General features: G+C 63.8%; 20 protein-coding genes. 18 read left to right on the top strand and 2 right to left on the bottom strand.

Going from position 1 to position 16,637, the window contains the following annotated elements; translation table 11 throughout:
* Position 1: 1 nt before the first annotated feature.
* The 13 genes from rplR to galE all read left to right on the top strand — a co-directional run bounded on the left by rplR (position 2) and on the right by galE (position 7,251).
* Positions 2 to 355, top strand: coding sequence for a 50S ribosomal protein L18 (gene rplR / locus GRF61_RS05650; RefSeq protein ID WP_169149727.1), 354 nt, complete (start codon positions 2 to 4; stop codon positions 353 to 355).
* 12 nt (positions 356 to 367) lie between these two features.
* Complete coding sequence (gene rpsE, locus GRF61_RS05645) at positions 368 to 892, top strand: 30S ribosomal protein S5 (protein WP_133590444.1); 525 nt, start codon at positions 368 to 370, stop codon at positions 890 to 892.
* Positions 893 to 895: 3 nt separating this feature from the next.
* The gene (gene rpmD / locus GRF61_RS05640; RefSeq protein WP_096449272.1) at positions 896 to 1,078 is read left to right on the top strand and encodes a 50S ribosomal protein L30; all 183 of its coding nucleotides are present in this window, start codon (positions 896 to 898) and stop codon (positions 1,076 to 1,078) included.
* Position 1,079: 1 nt separating this feature from the next.
* Positions 1,080 to 1,514, top strand: coding sequence for a 50S ribosomal protein L15 (gene rplO / locus GRF61_RS05635; RefSeq protein ID WP_133590440.1), 435 nt, complete (start codon positions 1,080 to 1,082; stop codon positions 1,512 to 1,514).
* 15 nt (positions 1,515 to 1,529) lie between these two features.
* Positions 1,530 to 2,855 (top strand): preprotein translocase subunit SecY, encoded by a 1,326-nt coding sequence (gene secY / locus GRF61_RS05630; protein ID WP_169149726.1) that lies wholly within the window; start codon positions 1,530 to 1,532, stop codon positions 2,853 to 2,855.
* A 3-nt stretch (positions 2,856 to 2,858) separates the two neighbouring features.
* Entirely contained in the window at positions 2,859 to 3,077 is a 219-nt protein-coding gene (infA, locus tag GRF61_RS05625) for a translation initiation factor IF-1 (protein ID WP_011767119.1), read from the top strand.
* Between the two features lie 26 nt (positions 3,078 to 3,103).
* Complete coding sequence (gene rpmJ, locus GRF61_RS05620) at positions 3,104 to 3,217, top strand: 50S ribosomal protein L36 (protein ID WP_004258276.1); 114 nt, start codon at positions 3,104 to 3,106, stop codon at positions 3,215 to 3,217.
* A 53-nt stretch (positions 3,218 to 3,270) separates the two neighbouring features.
* The gene (rpsM, locus tag GRF61_RS05615) at positions 3,271 to 3,633 is read left to right on the top strand and encodes a 30S ribosomal protein S13 (RefSeq protein WP_133590436.1); all 363 of its coding nucleotides are present in this window, start codon (positions 3,271 to 3,273) and stop codon (positions 3,631 to 3,633) included.
* Positions 3,634 to 3,645: 12 nt separating this feature from the next.
* Positions 3,646 to 4,035 (top strand): 30S ribosomal protein S11, encoded by a 390-nt coding sequence (rpsK, locus tag GRF61_RS05610; RefSeq protein ID WP_133590434.1) that lies wholly within the window; start codon positions 3,646 to 3,648, stop codon positions 4,033 to 4,035.
* Between the two features lie 14 nt (positions 4,036 to 4,049).
* Positions 4,050 to 4,679 carry a 30S ribosomal protein S4 gene (gene rpsD / locus GRF61_RS05605; protein ID WP_169149725.1) on the top strand — a complete coding sequence of 210 codons (630 nt, stop codon included), beginning with the start codon at positions 4,050 to 4,052 and terminating at the stop codon, positions 4,677 to 4,679.
* A gap of 40 nt (positions 4,680 to 4,719) precedes the next feature.
* Positions 4,720 to 5,700: a DNA-directed RNA polymerase subunit alpha gene (gene rpoA, locus GRF61_RS05600; RefSeq protein ID WP_169149724.1), complete on the top strand. Its 981-nt coding sequence runs from the start codon at positions 4,720 to 4,722 to the stop codon at positions 5,698 to 5,700.
* Positions 5,701 to 5,723: 23 nt separating this feature from the next.
* Positions 5,724 to 6,119 (top strand): 50S ribosomal protein L17, encoded by a 396-nt coding sequence (gene rplQ, locus GRF61_RS05595; RefSeq protein WP_169149723.1) that lies wholly within the window; start codon positions 5,724 to 5,726, stop codon positions 6,117 to 6,119.
* Positions 6,120 to 6,228: 109 nt separating this feature from the next.
* Positions 6,229 to 7,251: a UDP-glucose 4-epimerase GalE gene (gene galE / locus GRF61_RS05590; protein WP_169149722.1), complete on the top strand. Its 1,023-nt coding sequence runs from the start codon at positions 6,229 to 6,231 to the stop codon at positions 7,249 to 7,251.
* Positions 7,252 to 7,254: 3 nt separating this feature from the next.
* Here the strand turns inward: galE and GRF61_RS05585 are convergent, their stop codons facing one another.
* Positions 7,255 to 7,554, bottom strand: coding sequence for a hypothetical protein (locus GRF61_RS05585; protein ID WP_169149721.1), 300 nt, complete (start codon positions 7,552 to 7,554; stop codon positions 7,255 to 7,257).
* A 94-nt stretch (positions 7,555 to 7,648) separates the two neighbouring features.
* Positions 7,649 to 10,474 carry an excinuclease ABC subunit UvrA gene (uvrA, locus tag GRF61_RS05580; RefSeq protein ID WP_169149720.1) on the bottom strand — a complete coding sequence of 942 codons (2,826 nt, stop codon included), beginning with the start codon at positions 10,472 to 10,474 and terminating at the stop codon, positions 7,649 to 7,651.
* Positions 10,475 to 10,598: 124 nt separating this feature from the next.
* Here uvrA and GRF61_RS05575 point away from each other — a divergent pair, with 124 nt between their 5' ends.
* The 5 genes from GRF61_RS05575 (at position 10,599) to GRF61_RS05555 (ending at position 16,617) form a co-directional block, all read left to right on the top strand.
* Complete coding sequence (locus tag GRF61_RS05575) at positions 10,599 to 11,783, top strand: MFS transporter (protein ID WP_169149719.1); 1,185 nt, start codon at positions 10,599 to 10,601, stop codon at positions 11,781 to 11,783.
* 58 nt (positions 11,784 to 11,841) lie between these two features.
* The gene (ssb, locus tag GRF61_RS05570; protein WP_169149718.1) at positions 11,842 to 12,339 is read left to right on the top strand and encodes a single-stranded DNA-binding protein; all 498 of its coding nucleotides are present in this window, start codon (positions 11,842 to 11,844) and stop codon (positions 12,337 to 12,339) included.
* 441 nt (positions 12,340 to 12,780) lie between these two features.
* Positions 12,781 to 13,584, top strand: a complete 804-nt coding sequence (locus tag GRF61_RS05565; RefSeq protein WP_169149717.1) for an ABC transporter substrate-binding protein — start codon at positions 12,781 to 12,783, stop codon at positions 13,582 to 13,584.
* Position 13,585: 1 nt separating this feature from the next.
* Entirely contained in the window at positions 13,586 to 16,183 is a 2,598-nt protein-coding gene (locus GRF61_RS05560) for a PAS domain-containing protein (protein ID WP_169149716.1), read from the top strand.
* Positions 16,180 to 16,617, top strand: coding sequence for a response regulator (locus tag GRF61_RS05555; protein ID WP_169149715.1), 438 nt, complete (start codon positions 16,180 to 16,182; stop codon positions 16,615 to 16,617). The genes GRF61_RS05560 and GRF61_RS05555 overlap by 4 nt, the downstream gene beginning before the upstream one ends.
* The last annotated feature ends 20 nt before the right edge of the window (positions 16,618 to 16,637 follow it).

The following is a 16,637-nucleotide window of genomic DNA, read 5'->3' as shown; positions in this document are numbered from 1 at the left end:
CATGAACAAGAAAGAAACTCGTCTTCGCCGTGCGCGCAAAACCCGCGCCAAGCTCGCGGAGCTCAAGGCGGTACGCCTCGCCGTGTTCCGTACCAACAGCCACATCTACGCGCAGGTGATTTCCGGTTGCGGTTCCCGGGTCCTGGCTGCCGCGTCGACCGTGGAGCCTGCCGTCCGTGCGCAGGTCGCCAACGGTGGCAACAAGCAAGCGGCCGAAGTGGTCGGCAAGTTGATTGCCGAGCGCGCCAAGGCTGCCGGGATCGAGACGGTCGCTTTCGACCGCTCGGGCTTCCTGTATCACGGCCGCGTGAAGGCGCTGGCTGAGGCTGCCCGCGAAGGCGGTCTGAAGTTCTAAGCGAGGATTCGTATGGCTAAGCAGCAAACCAAACGCGCGCAGGCCTCCGAGGAGCGCGATGACGGTCTTCGCGAGAAGATGGTCGCGATCAACCGAGTCACTAAGGTTGTGAAGGGCGGTCGTATCCTCGGTTTCGCGGCACTGACCGTAGTAGGCGACGGTGATGGCGGAATCGGAATGGGCAAAGGCAAGTCCCGTGAAGTACCGGTCGCCGTGCAAAAGGCGATGGATGAAGCGCGTCGCAAGATGACCAAGGTGGCGTTGAAGAACGGTACATTGCAGCACACGGTTATCGGCAAGCATGGCGCCGCTTCGGTGCTGATGCAGCCGGCGCCCGGCGGTACCGGCATCATCGCCGGCGGTCCGATGCGTGCAGTGTTCGAGGTGATGGGCGTTACCGACATCATCTGCAAGTGCATTGGATCGACCAATCCGTACAACGTCGTGCGTGCCACCATCAACGGCCTGCTGGCGATCAACACTCCGGCTGAAATTGCTGCCAAGCGTGGCAAGACGGTCGAAGAGATCCTGGGGTAAGCCATGTCCGACAAGAAGATTAAGGTCACGCTGGTCAAGAGCGTGATCGGCACCAAGCAGTCCCACCGCGCTACCGTGCGTGGTCTGGGTCTGCGTCGGCTCAACCATACGGTGGAGCTGGTCGATACCCCGGCTGTGCGGGGCATGATCAACAAGGTGTCCTACCTGGTTAAGTGCGAGGGCTGAGATGCGCCTGAATACCATCAAACCTGGTGCCGGCTCCAAGTCGGCCCGCCGCCGTGTCGGTCGCGGCATGGGCAGTGGCCTGGGCAAGACCTGCGGCCGCGGCCACAAGGGTCAAAAATCCCGCGCTGGCGGTTTCCACAAGGTTGGCTTCGAAGGCGGTCAGATGCCTTTGCAGCGTCGTCTGCCGAAGCGGGGGTTCGTTTCGTTGACGCGTGACCGCAATGTCGAAGTTCGTCTGTCCGAACTGGCTAAGCTACCGGTCGAAGAAGTCGATCTGCTGGTGCTGAAGCAGGCGGGCGTGATTCCTGCCGATGCGCTCTCCGCCAAGGTTGTGCTGTCCGGCGAGATAGCGAAGAAGGTGGTGTTACGCGGCGTCGGGGCTACCCGGGGTGCGCGTGCCGCCATCGAGGCGGCCGGCGGCTCGTTCGCTGAGTAAGCAAGGGTAACGATTGTGGCGAATCCTGCAGCCACGCTGGGAAATACCGGACGGTTCGGCGACCTCAAACGTCGCCTGCTGTTCCTAGTGGGCGCGCTGATTGTTTATCGCATCGGCGCGCACATTCCTGTCCCCGGCATCGATCCCGAGCGATTGGCCGAGCTCTTCCAGTCTCAGGCCGGCGGCATTCTCGGTGTATTCAACTTGTTTTCGGGTGGTGCGCTTTCGCGCTTTACCATCTTCGCCCTCGGGATCATGCCTTACATCTCTGCATCTATCATCATGCAGTTGATGACGGTGGCTGTGCCGCAGTTGGAGGCGTTGAAGAAGGAGGGCGAAGCCGGACGTCGGAAGATAACGCAGTACACCCGCTACGGCACCTTAGTGCTGGCTTTGGCTCAGTCGCTCGGGATCGCTATCGCGCTCGAGGGGCAGCCCGGCTTGGTGCTGGATCCGGGTTTGCTGTTCCGTTTCGTGACCGTAGCGACGCTGGTCACCGGCACTATGTTCCTCATGTGGCTGGGTGAGCAGATTACCGAGCGCGGCGTGGGTAACGGCATTTCCATCATCATCTTCGCGGGCATTGCTGCAGGCCTGCCGAATGCGATCGGTGGCCTGTTCGAACTGGTGAGAACGGGCGCAATGCACCCCTTCACTGCGCTGTTCATCTGCGTGCTGGTAGCTCTGGTGACGGGTTTCGTTGTGTTCGTGGAGCGGGGTCAGCGGAAGATCCTGGTGAACTACGCTAAGCGCCAAGTCGGGAACAAGATCTACGGCGGGCAAAGTTCTCACCTGCCGTTGAAGCTGAATATGTCGGGGGTCATTCCCCCCATCTTTGCTTCGAGCATCATTCTGTTTCCGGCAACGCTGGGGCAGTGGTTTGGTTCTTCGGAAGGCATGTACTGGTTGCGGGACATCGCTTCCACTCTGTCTCCGGGCCAGCCTATCTATGTGATGCTGTACGCGCTGGCAATCGTCTTCTTCTGCTTTTTCTACACGGCGCTGGTTTTCAATGCCCGTGAGACGGCGGACAACCTGAAGAAGAGTGGCGCGTTCGTTCCTGGTATCCGGCCGGGTGATCAGACTGCTCGATACATCGACAAGATTCTGATGCGGCTGACGCTGGCTGGTGCGGTCTATATCACCCTGGTGTGTCTGTTGCCGGAGTTCCTGATCCTCAAGTGGAACGTGCCGTTCTACTTCGGTGGAACATCACTGCTGATCATCGTGGTGGTGACGATGGACTTCATGTCGCAGGTGCAGGCCTATGTGATGTCGCACCAGTACGAGAGTCTGTTGAAGAAGGCTAATTTCAAAGGTGCGGGACTCCCGATCAGGTAACCCATGGCCAAGGAAGACGTCATCGAGATGCAAGGGGAGGTCACGGAAAATCTTCCCAACGCAACGTTCAGGGTAAAGCTCGAAAACGGTCACATGGTGCTTGGGCACATCTCTGGAAAAATGCGGATGCACTACATCCGCATTCTCCCGGGAGACAAGGTGACGGTGCAGCTCACGCCTTATGACCTGACCAAGGGCCGGATCGTGTTCCGGACCAAGTGAATAAGTAGAGATACAGGAGCAAGAACATGCGAGTTCAAGCGTCAGTCAAGCGGCTTTGCCGCAACTGCAAGATCATTCGCCGCAAGGGTGTCGTGCGTGTCATCTGCACCGATCCCCGTCATAAGCAACGCCAGGGTTGATCTAGTCAATCCTCGGTATTAAAATTTAATGTTTCGCGTTTTGGGGTAAACGGATGGCCCGTATTGCTGGGGTAAACATTCCCAACCACAAGCATGCCGAGATTGCGCTGACCGCCATCTATGGGATCGGCCGTACGCGTGCTCAGAAGATCTGCGACGCAGCTGGCGTGGTTCGTTCGGCCAAGATCAAGGATCTGACCGAATCCGACATGGAAAAGCTGCGTGACGAGGTTGGCCGCTTTGTGGTTGAAGGCGACCTGCGTCGTGAAGTCACCATGAACATCAAGCGCTTGATGGACCTCGGTTGCTACCGTGGTGTTCGTCATCGTCGCGGCCTGCCGGTGCGCGGTCAGCGCACCCAGACCAATGCGCGTACCCGCAAGGGCCCGCGCAAGGCAATCGCCGGCAAGAAGTGATAGGGACGAATAATGGCTAAGAGTGCAACGAAGGTCCGGAAGAAGGTCAAGAAGAACGTCGCCGAAGGTATCGCGCACGTTCACGCTAGCTTCAACAACACCATCATCACCATTACCGACCGTCAGGGCAATGCGCTGTCCTGGGCGACTTCCGGTGGTGCTGGCTTCAAGGGCTCGCGCAAGAGTACCCCGTTCGCGGCTCAGGTCGCGGCCGAGGCTGCTGGCAAGGCCGCGCAAGAGTGCGGCGTCAAGAATCTGGAAGTGCGGATCAAGGGGCCCGGCCCCGGCCGTGAATCCGCAGTGCGTGCGCTGAATGCGCTGGGGATGAAGATCTCCAGCATCACGGACATCACGCCGATCCCGCATAACGGCTGCCGTCCGCCGAAGAAGCGCCGTATCTGACAAGGAGTTGAAACGTGGCTCGTAATCTCGATCCCAAGTGCCGTCAGTGCCGTCGCGAGGGCGAAAAGCTGTTCCTGAAGGGTGAGAAGTGCTTCACCGACAAGTGTTCCGTTGAGCGTCGCGCCTACGCGCCTGGCCAGCATGGTCAGCGCTCGGGCCAGCGTCTGTCTGGTTATGGCGTGCAACTGCGTGAAAAGCAAAAGATTCGTCGTCTCTACGGCGTTCTGGAAGCGCAGTTCCGCAAGGTTTACGCCGAGGCGGATCGCCGCCGCGGTCAGACCGGTGAGAATCTGCTGCAACTGCTGGAAGGTCGCCTGGATTCTGTCGCCTACCGAATGGGCTTCGGCGCGTCCCGCGCTGAGGCTCGCCAGGTCGTGCGTCACAATGGCGTGCTGGTGAATGGCAAGCGGGTGAATATTCCTTCCTACACCGTTCGTCCGGGCGACGTCATTGAACTGTCCGATCGTGCGAAGGCGCATCTGCGTGTGAAGGCTGCGCTCGAGGCCGCCGAGTCCCGTGGTTTCCCTGAGTGGATTGAGGTTGATGCGAAGGCCGCCAAGGGTGTGTTCAAGGCGTATCCGCAGCGTGCGGAGTTGCCTGCGACCATCAATGAAGGCCTGGTCGTGGAACTGTACTCCCGTTGATCGGGTGTGCTAAGTCTGTCCTAGTACCGAGGAACTGCTGATGCAAAGCAATGCACTGCTGAAACCGCGCATCATCGACGTCCAGAGCATTTCGCCCGTGCAGGCGCGGGTGACCATGGAGCCGTTCGAGCGTGGTTTCGGACATACCCTGGGGAATGCGCTGCGGCGCATCCTCCTTTCCTCGCTGCCGGGTCATGCGGCGACGGAAGTGTCGATCGAAGGCGTGCTGCACGAGTACTCCACACTCGATGGGATGCGCGAGGACATCGTCGACCTGCTGTTGAACCTCAAGGGCGTGGTGCTCAAGCTGCACAATCGTAGCGAGACGGTGCTGCGTCTGACCAAGTCGGGCGAGGGTGTCGTCAAGGCGGGGGATATCGAGATCGGCCACGATGTCGAGATCATCAACCCCGAGCACGTCATCGCGCACCTGGCGCCTGGTGGCAAGCTTGATCTGCAGATCAAGGTCGAGGAAGGCCGTGGTTATGTTCCCGGCAATGCCCGTCCCGTCAGCGGCGAAAGCAAGACCATCGGCCGCATCATGCTGGACGCTTCGTTCAGCCCGGTGCGTCGGGTGAGCTATCTGGTTGAAAGCGCTCGTGTCGAGCAGCGTACCGACCTGGATCGCCTGGTCATTGACATCGAGACCAATGGCGCGGTGGATCCTGAAGAGGCTATCCGTTACGCTGCCCGCGTGCTGATGGATCAACTCTCGGTGTTCGCCGACCTGGAAGGTACTCCGGCGTCGGTCGAACCCCCCAAGCAACAGTCCATTGATCCGGTGCTGCTGCGCCCGGTGGATGATCTGGAGCTGACCGTTCGTTCGGCAAATTGCCTCAAGGCCGAGAACATCTACTACATCGGCGATCTCATTCAGCGCACGGAAACCGAGCTGCTGAAGACCCCCAATCTGGGTCGGAAGTCGCTGAACGAGATCAAGGAAGTGCTGGCCTCTCGTGGCCTCACCCTTGGCATGAAACTGGAAAACTGGCCACCGGCCGGGCTCGAGAAGCTCGGTTGATTGGCGGGAAGTGAGGAAAAGAAATGCGTCACCGCAACGGTCTTCGCAAGCTTAACCGGACCAGCAGCCACCGTCAGGCGATGTTCCGGAACATGGCCAACGCGCTCCTGCGCCACGAAGTCATCAAGACGACCCTGCCCAAGGCCAAGGAGCTTCGGCGCGTGGTCGAGCCGATGATCACCCTGGGCAAGAAGCCCAGCCTGTCCAATCGCCGTCTGGCTTTCAACCGCCTGCGCGACCGCGACATGGTCGTCAAGCTGTTCGATGAACTGGGCCCGCGCTACGCCACCCGCAACGGCGGCTACCTGCGCATCCTGAAGTTCGGTTTCCGTGATGGCGACAATGCGCCGATGGCGCTGGTCGAACTGCTGGATCGTCCTGAAGGCGAGGCCGTTGAGCAGGAAGCTGCTGCCGCGTGATCTGCGGAGGCGGAGCGCTTTAATGAAGAAAGGTCGGGTGTTCCCGGCCTTTTTTTATTTCTGCAACGTTTTTTTCCAGATGCAGTGCAATCCAGTTCAGGAGGGATAGATGGCGCGGATATTGGTAACCGGGGCGGCGGGCTATATCGGATCGCATACTTGCCTAGAACTGCTCCAGGCGGGTTTTGAGGTTGTAGCGCTGGACGATCTGTCAAACAGCAGCGCGGTGGCCCTGGAGCGCGTCGCTGTGCTCGCCGACAAGCAGTTTGCTGCAGTACATATCTGTGACGTCAGGGATGAGCAGGCCTTGCGCAGGGTCTTCGCGGAGGCGGCCATCGATGCGGTGATCCACTTCGCGGCCAAGAAGGCGGTGGGCGAGTCGGTTCGGCTGCCGCTGGCTTACTACGAGAATAATCTGGGCGGGGTGCTGGCCCTGACCCGGGTGATGGGCGAATGCGGGGTGAAGCGCCTGGTATTCAGTTCCTCTGCGACGGTATACGGAGATCCCGCGAGTGTCCCCATCAGGGAGAATTTCCCGACTTCGGCGACGAACCCCTATGGGCGTACCAAGCTGATGAGCGAGGATATCCTGCGCGACGTCGGCACTGCCGACCCCGAATGGAAGATCGTGCTGCTGCGTTACTTCAATCCTGTAGGTGCTCATGAGAGTGGCCAGATCGGCGAAGACCCCAATGGTCTACCGAACAATCTCATGCCTTACGTCAGTCAGGTGGCGGTCGGCCGACTGAAGGAATTGCAGGTATTCGGTGGCGATTACCCTACGCCGGACGGCACCGGCGTGAGGGATTACATCCATGTGGTGGATCTCGCCCAGGGGCATGTGGCTGCCTTGCAGCGGATGAAGGATCTTCCCGTTGTAACGACGCTGAATCTGGGAACGGGTCGGGGCTACAGTGTGCTTGAGGTGGTTGAGGCCTTCAGTTCGGCGTGCGGCCGGGAGGTTCCTTACCGCATCGTTGAGCGGCGTGCGGGTGACGTCGCAGAGTGCTGGGCCGACCCTGCCGCTGCTGCCGAGGTTCTGGGCTGGCGGGCCCAACGTGGGTTGCCCGAGATGTGTGCCGACTCCTGGCGGTGGCAGAGCAGCAACCCGCAGGGCTATCCGAAAACCTGAGGTTTACCAGTCGCGCTTGATGCGGTTTCGGTATTGCACATCGTGTGGCAGTACCCGCTGCATTTCTTCGAGGTGGCTCAGCAGGATGGTGTAGGCCTCGGCGAGGATGTCCTGGCTGAGGTGTGGCAGTTCGCTGTGGCGGGCGGTCATGCGGACGACCTGCTCTATTGCCTGTCGGCGCTGCTTCTCCTCGGATGGCAGGAAAACGCCGAGATTGCAGGCCAGCAGGGTCTTCAGGAACTTGGCCCGCCGCTCGATGCGTTGCAGGAAGCGCGCCCGGTGGTCCAGTTGTATTTCCGCCATCGCAGTACCGCCTATCTCTTTTGGACGAGTGCGATGGTCGTCCTCTCCCGGCTTGGCCGCAAGTGCGGGTAGAGGGGCGGCGTTCCTTAATCTATCAGCGGCGTGCGAGAAGGGGGGCCAGGTAGCGGCCAGTATGGCTGCCGGAATAAGCCGCGATGGCTTCGGGCGGCCCTTCGCAGAGGATGGTGCCGCCGCCGGCGCCGCCCTCCGGACCGAGGTCTATCAGCCAATCCGCGGTCTTGATCACGTCCAGGTTGTGCTCGATGACGACGATGGTATTGCCATGGTCGCGCAGGCGGTGCAGTACCTGCAGCAGCAGTTCGATGTCCTGGAAGTGCAGGCCGGTGGTGGGCTCGTCGAGGATATAGAGGGTGCGCCCGGTGTCGCGCTTGGAGAGCTCCAGGGCCAGTTTTACACGCTGGGCTTCGCCGCCGGACAGGGTGGTCGCGCTCTGGCCGAGCCGGATATAGCCCAGGCCCACGTCCATCAGCGTTTCCAGCTTGCGCGCCACTGCCGGGACCGGGCGGAAGAAGTCCAGCGCCTGCTCCACCGTCATGTCCAGCACTTCGTAGATGGTCTTGCCCTTGTAGCGGATTTCCAGGGTTTCCCGGTTGTAGCGCTTGCCGTGGCAGACGTCGCAGGGTACGTACATATCGGGCAGGAAGTGCATCTCCACCTTGATCATGCCGTCGCCCTGGCAGGCTTCGCAGCGGCCGCCCTTGACGTTGAAGGAGAAGCGGCCCGGTCCGTAGCCGCGGGCGCGTGCTTCGGGCACGCCGGCGAAGAGCTCGCGTATCGGGGTCAGCAGACCGGTGTAGGTCGCCGGGTTGGAGCGCGGCGTGCGGCCGATGGGTGATTGGTCGACGTTGATGACCTTGTCGAAGGCGTCCAGACCTTCCACCTGGTCGTAGGGCGCGGCCTCTACGCTGGAGCCGTTCAGGTGGCGCGCGGCGAGTGCAGCCAGGGTGTCGTTGATCAGCGTGGATTTGCCCGAGCCTGAAACGCCGGTGACGCAGGTGAGCAGTCCGACCGGCAGCTTCAGGGTGACGCGCTTGAGGTTGTTGCCGCGGGCACCGGTGAGATGCAGCATCCGCTCGGGATCCGGCGGACGCCGCTCGGCGGGCACGGCGATGCTGCGCTGGCCGGAGAGGTAGGCGCCGGTCAGCGACTCCGGGTTGGCGATGACCGCTTCCGGTGTGCCGGCAGCGACGATGCGCCCGCCGTGCTCGCCGGCGCCGGGGCCCATGTCCACCAGGTAGTCCGCGCTGCGGATGGCGTCCTCGTCATGCTCGACCACGATCACGGTGTTGCCGAGATCGCGCAGCCGGCCCAGGGTGACGAGCAGGCGGTCGTTGTCGCGCTGGTGTAGGCCGATGGAGGGTTCGTCCAGCACGTACATCACGCCGGTGAGGCCGGAGCCGATCTGGCTGGCGAGCCGGATGCGCTGAGCTTCGCCGCCGGAGAGCGTATCGGCGGAGCGGTCCAGCGAGAGGTAATCCAGGCCGACGTCGATCAGGAAGCTGAGGCGGTCCGAGATTTCCTTGACGATCTTGTCCGCAACCTGGGCGCGGTGGCCGCTCAGTTGCAGGGTGTCGAAGAAATGCTTGCACTGGCCCAGCGGCAGCCGGCTCACCGAGGGCAGCGGCTTGTCGCCGATCAACACATGGCGGGCCTCGGAGCGCAGCCGGGTGCCGTGGCAGACGGGGCAGGGCTGGGTGGCACGGTACTTGGCCAACTCCTCGCGTACGGCGAGGGAGTCGGTCTCGCGGTAGCGCCGCTCCAGGTTGGGGATGATGCCCTCGAACGGGTGCTCCTTGCTGACCATGCGGCCGTTGTCGGAGAGGTAGCGGAAGGCCACCTTGGTTTTGCCGGATCCATGCAATACGGTATCGCGGATCTCGGCGGGCAATTCTTCGAAGGGGGTGTCCACATCGAACTGGTAGTGGGCCGCCAGGCTGGCCAGCATCTGGAAGTAGAACTGGTTGCGCCTGTCCCAGCCGCGGATGGCGCCGGCAGAGAGGGAGAGCTGCGGATGCGCCACCACCCGCAGCGGGTCGAAGAAATCGACCTGGCCCAGGCCGTCGCACTTCGGACAGGCGCCTGCGGGGTTGTTGAAGGAAAACAGCCGCGGCTCCAGTTCGGCCAGCGCAAAGCTGCACACCGGACAGGCGAAGCGGGCGGAGAAGAGGTGCTCCTTGCCGCTATCCATCTCCAGCGCGATGGCCCGGCCGTCGGCATGCATCAGCGCGGTCTCGAAGGACTCGGCGAGGCGGCTGCGCAAGTCGCCGCGGACCTTGAGGCGGTCTATCACAACCTCGACGTTGTGACGGCGCCCTTTTCCCAACGGTGGCATCGCGTCCAGCTCGAACACCTCGCCATCCACCCGCGCCCGCACGAAGCCTTGGGCGCGCAGTTCGGAGAACAGATCCTGCTGCTCACCTTTGCGGCCGGTCACCACCGGCGCCAGGATCATCAGCTTGGTGTCCTCCGGCAGGGCGAGGACGTGGTCCACCATTTGCGACACGCTCTGCGCCTCCAGCGCATGCTCCGGGTGGTCCGGGCAGTGGGGCGTGCCGGCGCGGGCGTAGAGCAAGCGCAGGTAGTCGTGGATCTCGGTGACGGTGCCGACGGTGGAGCGGGGATTGTGGCTGGTGGCTTTCTGCTCGATGGAGATCGCTGGCGACAGGCCCTCGATCAGATCCACGTCGGGTTTCTCCATCAGCTGCAGGAACTGGCGGGCGTAGGCGGAGAGGGATTCCACGTAGCGTCGCTGGCCTTCCGCGTACAGGGTATCGAACGCGAGAGAGGACTTGCCGGAGCCGGAAAGGCCGGTGATCACGGTCAGCCGGTTGCGCGGTAGATCCAGGTTCACATTCTTGAGATTGTGGGTGCGGGCACCGCGGATGCGGATTTCGTCCATGGGCGGCTGCTTGGGATGAGTGCGGAAGGCAACGTTGGACTATAAGAGAGAAGGGCGCTGCGGGCCAATGTTAGAATGCGTTCTTTTGTCCACCGCCAGCATGTCTTCCTCTGCGCGCGATTCGATGACGGCCGCTGAACGCCGGGCCGGTGTCAGCCTGGCGGCGATCTTCGCGCTGCGCATGTTCGGCCTGTTCCTGATCCTGCCGGTCTTTTCCGCCCACGCGCAGCACATTCCGGGCGGCGACAACCTTACGCTGGTCGGGCTTGCCATCGGCGCCTACGGCCTGACCCAGGCCTGTCTGCAGATCGCCTATGGCGCCGCGTCCGATCGTTTCGGGCGCAAGCCGGTGATCTTCTTCGGCCTGCTGCTGTTCGCCATCGGCAGCGTGGTTGCGGCCTGTGCGGATGGTATCTACGGCATCATCGCCGGTCGCGTGCTGCAGGGCGCCGGCGCGATTTCCGCCGCGGTGACTGCGCTGGCCGCGGACCTTACCCGCGACCAGCACCGCACCAAGGTGATGGCGATGATAGGGTCCAGCATTGGCCTGGTGTTTGCCGTGTCGCTGGTGGGGGCGCCGCTGCTCTATGCCTGGATAGGCATGAGTGGGCTGTTCTGGCTCACCGCCGCGCTGGCGTTGTGTGCGATGGCGGTGCTGGGCTGGGTGGTGCCCGGCGCGCCGCAGGTGCCGCGCGCCAACGCCGGCCGCTTCGTGGATGTGCTGCGCGATGGCCAGCTCATGCGGCTCAACATCGGCGTTTTCGTGCTGCACCTGATCCAGACCACGATGTGGGTCATGGTGCCGGCGGCGCTGATCTCCACCGCTGGCCTGCCGGTTGCCGAGCACTGGAAGGTGTATCTGCCGGCGGTGCTGGTGTCCTTCGTCTTCATGGTGCCGGCCATCATTTTTGCAGAGCGCTACAACCGCATGAAGCTGGTGTTCAATGGCGCGGTGGCGCTGCTGGTGGTCGTGCAGCTCGGTTTCTACGCCTTCGGCCACGGCGTCTATGCGCTGGGCTTGTGGCTGACACTGTTCTTCATCGCCTTCAATGTGCTGGAGGCGACGCAGCCGTCGTGGATCTCGCGCATCGCGCCGGCGGATGCCAAGGGAACCGCGCTGGGCGTCTACAATACGCTGCAATCCGCCGGACTTTTCCTTGGTGGTGCGCTGGGCGGCTGGCTGGCGCAGCACCATGGTTCGGCGGCCGTCTTCTTGTCCTGTGGCGGGCTCGCCCTGCTGTGGCTGGCCCTGGCGGCAACGATGAGCCCCCCGCCCGTGCGCGCCGTTCCGGCCGCAAGCGGCGGCTGAAAGAATCTGATGGCCGCCCTGCACGGGCGGTCTGCACCTCGAAATCAAAGGAGAACCGATGGCTTCCGTTAACAAAGTGATTCTGGTCGGCAACCTCGGCGCTGATCCGGAAAGCCGTTTTGCCCCGTCGGGCGACGCGATCTGCAACATCCGCCTCGCCACGACCGAGAGCTGGCGTGACAAGACCAGCGGCGAGCGCCGCGAGGCCACCGAATGGCACCGTGTCAGCTTCTACGGCAAGCTGGCCGAGATCGCCGGCCAGTACCTGCGCAAGGGCAGCCAGGTCTACATCGAGGGCAGCCTGCGCACCCGCAAGTGGCAGGACCAGAGCGGCCAGGATCGCTATACCACCGAGATCCGCGCCGAGGAGATGAAGATGCTGGGCCGCCGCGAAGGCGGCGATGCGCCGATGCGTGGGGGGGACAGTGGCGGCTACGACGCCCCGGCGCCGCAGCAGTCCCGCGCGCCGGCACCGGCCTCCCGTCCCGCGCCGGCCAGCAACGCCAACAGTAACAGCGGCGGTTTCGGCGACTTCGACGACGACATCCCGTTCTGATTTTGCTCCCGGGCAAACGAAGGGTCCGCGGCCGATGGCTGCGGGCCCTTTGTTTTTTGCCGCCACTGTTTTGCCGCCCATCGCATGTCCCGCCCGGATGCTGAGCCGGGCAGGTGACCCCTTGTCCGGCCGGGGCTACTGAACGCGCGAGGGCGAGTCCGTCTGCATTACACTCGATAGCCGAAACGCAAGTTGCTGCAGGGGTGCAGTCCGCTTGGCTGCCGCCTGTCCAACCGTCGCCGCTGTTTTGCGGCATGTGACGAGGAGTGGTGCCGGAGCGTGGAGCGTCGTCGTTTTCTCGCCGCCTTTCCTGCCTTGCCGATGAGTGCGGCGCTGCCGTTCACACTCTCTGGCTGTGCCCTCACGCGTGATCCCCTGTTGGTCGGCGCCAGTCCTTGGCCCGGTACTGCCAGCTTGAGGCTGGCGGAGTCCCAGGCGCTGTTGCCTCCTGGTTCTGCGCGGCTGCTTGATTTTCCCAACGCCTCCATGGTGCTGGCGGCCTTCCGCAATGGCAACCTGGATGCGGCGGTGGTGACGCTCGATGAAGCCTTGCTGCTGGCCGCACACGAACAGGCGCCGCGCTTGGTCTGCGTGGTGGATTTTTCCGAGGGGGCGGGCAGCCTGCTGGCGAGGCCGCCGGCCCAGGGGCTGGGCTCCCTGCGGGGCGCCCGCATTGGTGTCGAAACGGAAGCCGGAGGCGCTTATCTGGTTGCGAAGACCCTGGAGCGCGCCGGCGTCGGGCTCGATGAAGTGGTTTTCGTGCCTCTGCCCCTGGACCAGCAGGAAGACGCCTACCTCGAACGGCGGGTGGATGCCTTGGTCAGCATCGAGCCGGTGCGTTCCCGTCTGCTGGCCCTGGGGGCGCTCGAGCTGTTCTCCACCCGGGAAATGGCCGGCGAGTTCGCGAACGTGATCGTGGTCCGAGAGCTGCAACTCGCCAGCCGCCGGGCGGATGTACGGCAATTGATAGCCAGCCACTTCGCCGCGCGTGAGCGCTTGCTGGCCAACCCGGGGGCCGCCGCGCTGGCGCTGGGGCCGCGTGCCGGGTTGGCGCCCGAGGCGTTCAGCGTTGCGCTGCAGGGTGTGCGCCTGCCGGACCCGGCGGAGAACCGCCGCCTTTTCTCCAGCGGCGAACTGGCCAGCACGCTGGGGCGGGTGGCGCTCACCTTGCACAACTACCGCTTGCTGCATGCCCAAGTGCAGGGTGAGAGCCTGCTCGATTCCAGCCTGGTCGAGGAGGTATGAGGTGGTCAGCTACCTGCCCCTGCGCCAATTGCTGCTCGGCATCGTCCTGGTGTTCGGCGTGCTGGTGGCTGCCGGCCAGTTCGCCTTCATCCTGAACAGTTATTCCGAAGATGCGCGTACCCGGGTGGAGATGATCGCCCGCCATTCCGGCGGCACCCTGGCGGCCAACCTGGAGGCGGCGCTGGCTGAGGGAGATGGCCGCTATGCGCGCCAGTTGGTGGCGCAGCGGGTGACCCTGCCGCACCTGGTCTATGCCGCCTTCGTCGGCAGTGGCGAGCGTATCGTCGCCGCCACCCGGCCTGGGCTGGAGGGGCGCATGCTGGAAGAGGTCGGCTTGCCGGCGCCGCCATCGGCGCTGGTGAGTGCGGCGCGACGCACCTTGGCCGGGCAGGTAGCGGGCGATCGCGGCAGCGACCGGCTGTGGGGTGTCTTCCCGGTGCGGCTGCCGGCGCCTGCGGGGCAGATCCGCTCCACTCAGGCGGGCTACGCGGTGATCTTGCTGGACACGGGCCCGCTGCTGCGCTCCGCCCGCCAGCAGGCCTTGCGGCAGAGCCTCATTGTCCTGCTGCCCATCCTGCTGTTGTCGCTAGGCATCGGCGCGCTGGTGAAGGTGCTGTTGACCGACCGCATTGAGCAATTGCTGGCTTACACCCGCTCCCAGGCGCGCGGCGGCAATCTGCCGCGCCCTGTGTCGGGGAGTGATGAACTGGGCCTGCTCGGTCGCCAGCTGTCTTCGCTGATGCGCGAGGTGCTGGATTCGCGCGACTACCATGTGCGTCTGCTGGACAGGATGCCCAACCCCATCTGGCGGGCGGACGCGGCGGGGGCCTTCGATTACTTCAACCAGGCCTGGCTGTCCTCCACCGGGCGGGAGCTGGCGCAGGAGCTCGGCGAAGGCTGGCTGGCGGGAGTACATCCGGACGACCTCGCCAGCTGGCAGCGGATCTTCCGCGCTGCCCTGTCGGCGCGCCGACCATTCTCCACCGAATACCGCCTGCGTTTCCGCAATGGCGGCTACCACTGGATGGCGAGCCATGCCGAGCCCATCCTTGGAGCGGACGGCCGCTTCCTCGGCTATATCGGCAGCTGCTTCGACATGCAGCAGGACCGCGATGCCGCCGCCGCCATCGCAGCGAGCGAGGCCCGCTTCCGCGGCCTGGTCGAGCGCACCCTGGTTGGCGTCTACCTCGTTCGCGACGGCCGCATGACCTATGCCAATCCGCGGCTGGCGGAGTGGTTCGGCTATGAGGTCGAGGAGATCATCGACCTCCCCATTGCGCGCCTGGTGCATCCGGACGACTTGCCTCGGGTGACCGAGCAACTGCGACGCCGTACCACAGGCGAGGTGGACTTCGTCCAGTACGAGTTCCGCGGCATACGGCGCGACGGCAGCGCTTTTCCGGTGGAGGTGTATGGCAGCCGGATCGACTACGAGGGCGGCCCGGCCGTCATCGGCGCCTTGCTGGATCTCACCAACCGCTACCGCGACCAGGCGGCGCTGAAAGCCGCCTCCGCGGTGGTCGAGGCCAGCCCCACCGTGTTGTTCCGCTGGCGGCTGTCGCCCGGCTGGCCGGTCACCTATGTGTCAGAGAACATCCATCGCTGGGGTTACAGCACAGCCCAGCTCACGGCAGCGGATTTCCGCTTCATCGAGCTCGTCCATCCGGAGGATCGCGAGCGCGTGGAGCAGGCGGAGGCCGAGGGCGACAATGCCATGCGGGAGTACCGCATCCGCTCCGGCAGCGGCGAGTACATCTGGGTGGAAGAGCGCGGCAGCCTGCAGCGGGATGCCGACGGCCGGCCGGTCGAGCGCACCGGCCTGCTCACTGATGTCACCGAACGCCACCGCAAGGATGCGGCGATACGCGAGCTCAATGCCGAGCTGGAGGCGCGGGTGGAGCAGCGCACCGCCCAGCTGGCGGTGCTGAACAAGGAGCTGGAGACCTTCGCCTACTCGGTTTCCCACGACCTCAAGGCGCCCCTGCGCGGCATCGACGGCTACAGCCACCTGTTGATGGAGGACTATGCCGGCCAGCTCGACGAGGAGGGAAAACTCTTCATCCGGCACATTCGTTCCGGCGTGAAGCAGATGGCCCGCCTGATCGACGACCTGCTTGCCTATTCCCGCATGGAGCGGCGCACGCTGCAGCGGACCGAGGTAAACCTGCCCGACATGGTGCGTGGCATACTCGCCGAGCGGGCCGCGGAGCTGGAAAGCGGCCATACCCGCATCGAAGTGGATGTGCCGGAGTTGAGGGTGCAGGTGGATCCCGACGGACTGGCGCAAGTTCTGCGAAATCTCGTTGATAACGCTCTCAAGTATTCAAGGGATGCCGTCTCGCCTGAAATTCGCATTTCGGCCCGGGCGGAGGGGGAGCGCTGTCATGTACGTGTCCAGGACAACGGAATCGGATTCGACATGAAATTCCACGATCGCATTTTCGAGATCTTCCAGCGTCTGCAGCGGGCAGAGGACTACGCCGGCACTGGCGTCGGCCTCGCCATCGTGCGCAAGGCCGTCCAGCGCATGGGCGGCCGGGTATGGGCCGAGGGCGCCGTGGGGCAGGGTGCCACCTTCCACCTGGAACTGCCACTATGAGCGAGCTGCTGCCCACCGCCCGACCCATCCTGCTGGTCGAGGACAATCCGGCCGATCTGGACCTTACCCGCCGCGCCTTCAACCGCCGGCATCTGGTGAACCCGCTGCTGGTCGCCCGTGATGGCCAGGAGGCGCTCGACTTCCTGCCGCGCTGGAGCGCCGGCGAGCCGCTGCCGCTGGTGGTTTTGCTGGATCTCAAGCTGCCCAAGGTGCATGGCCTGGACGTGCTGCGCCAGTACAAGCGCGAGGAGGTGTCGCGCAGTGTGCCGGTGGTGGTGCTCACGACCTCGGACGAAGACGCCGACATCGAGACCGCCTACACCCTGGGCGCCAACTCCTACATCCTGAAACCGGTCGATTTCGACAAGTTCACCCAGGTCGCCAGCCAGATCGAGCTTTACTGGTGCGCGCTCAACAAGCCCGCCCGGGCCTGAGGCGGCGGCCGGGGGTACGG

It is taken from the genome of Azoarcus sp. TTM-91, assembly GCF_012911025.1.
Lineage (GTDB): Bacteria > Pseudomonadota > Gammaproteobacteria > Burkholderiales > Rhodocyclaceae > Azoarcus.
Note: the sequence above shows the minus strand (reverse complement) of the source record. Positions and strands in the feature narration are given on the sequence as shown.